The sequence below is a fragment of the Pseudomonas sp. DSP3-2-3 genome (assembly GCF_049898225.1).
In the GTDB taxonomy this organism is placed as follows: domain Bacteria; phylum Pseudomonadota; class Gammaproteobacteria; order Pseudomonadales; family Pseudomonadaceae; genus Aquipseudomonas.
Genome location: NZ_JAFCXH010000078.1, coordinates 1 through 1,270, shown reverse-complemented (window position 1 = coordinate 1,270; position 1,270 = coordinate 1). Strand labels below are relative to the sequence as shown.

At 59.8% G+C, this 1,270-nt stretch carries 1 protein-coding gene and 1 pseudogene; both read right to left on the bottom strand.

Annotated elements, in window-relative coordinates:
• Nucleotides 1-104: 104 nt before the first annotated feature.
• Nucleotides 105-704 (bottom strand): DUF4123 domain-containing protein, encoded by a 600-nt coding sequence (locus tag ACP7E4_RS30425; protein WP_426119979.1) that lies wholly within the window; start codon nt 702-704, stop codon nt 105-107.
• A pseudogene (locus ACP7E4_RS30420) lies at nt 701-1,270 on the bottom strand (hypothetical protein); the annotation flags it as partial. The gene ACP7E4_RS30425 and the pseudogene ACP7E4_RS30420, both read right to left, overlap by 4 nt.

Genomic DNA, 1,270 nt, shown 5'->3' with positions numbered 1-1,270 from the left:
CCAGGCGCTGGGTCGAGGGATGGTTCTTGCCGACTACCTGGACGATGAGTTTATTGATTTCGCAGCACGGGCCACGGCTCAGGGTGCCAGCGGGATCAGGCATGTCAGGACTCCTGTCCGGTCGAAGGTAGTTGCAGATGGGGTTGCAGGTAAACCAAGTGATCTTGCTGCTGGCGCTCAAGCGCTTGCTGCTGGCCGCTGCTCAAGGCTGATTGATGACCGACAGCCGGTGCCTGCCACTCGTTGGCCGCCGGGTTTTCCAGCGCGTGCCACTTCATCTCTGTGGTCGCTTTATCCCGCCAGCTGCCGCCATACCAGCTCAGGTGCGTCAGTGGTCCCAGCCAGAACTTCAGTTCGCCGGCGGTACATGCGGGGAAGAAATAGCTCGCAATGACGGGATTTGAATAGCGCAGCACGCCCTTGCGGTTCTGTTCGAAGTTGACGAACAGGATCTGCCGCAAATGAGCCAGCACGGCCGCTGTCGAATGTTCGCTGTGTAACATCAGGCCGGGCCATTGCTCGGGAGCTTGCTGGATCGCGGCGAACAGTTTCGAACTGTCGTCCTTGACCAGCAAAGGGCTCTGTTCGTCATAGGACGCCAACGGGGTTGAGTCGAAGAGCCGGGTCAATTCAGGCAGCGCAACCTGCCGATAAAGGTTGGGCAGCAGATGCTCGGTACGCTCCAGCAAAAAACACGTATTCATTGCTTGCCTCCCGCGCCCAGTGCCCGCGCGCATGGGCAGTCCAGCAAGGTGCATTCCATTGGAGTCTTGCCTTGCGGCTTCTGGCATAGCTCGACAATGGGCGCATCACCCACCAGCAACTCGGGCAATGTCGCATCTATTCCAGAAGCGTCGACTGGTGAAGATACAGACGCTGCGAGTGCAGTCTGTCTTGCAACGGCCAGCGGCATTCCAGGCACCGCAGGCATCCCCGGCATCGGCGCGCCACCCAGCAGGATCGGTACGCTGGTGAAGATTCCTGCGGGTGTGATATTGATCCAGTGCCCGCCGCCTTTGATCGTCGCCGTCATGCCCGCATCAATAACCACATCCAGCTTCGAGTTGAGGTGCACCTGCCCAGCTGCGCTGATCAGATAACTTGCCGCACTGATGTGCTGATTGCCGACGACCGTCAGGGAGTCATCCGCCAGCACCTGCGTCTTGCGCGCGCCGAGGGTCAGGTGATGTTCTTCGCCTTGCAGTTCGTGGCTGGACAGCCCGGTGACCAGGACGCTGCGCTGGTTGTCGATCTGGATCGACTGGTCGTT

What these genes read in the sequence shown, in the direction of transcription:
- ACP7E4_RS30425 (WP_426119979.1), bottom strand. Translation starts at nt 704, where the DNA reads ATGAATACGTGTTTTTTGCTGGAGCGTACCGAGCATCTGCTGCCCAAC.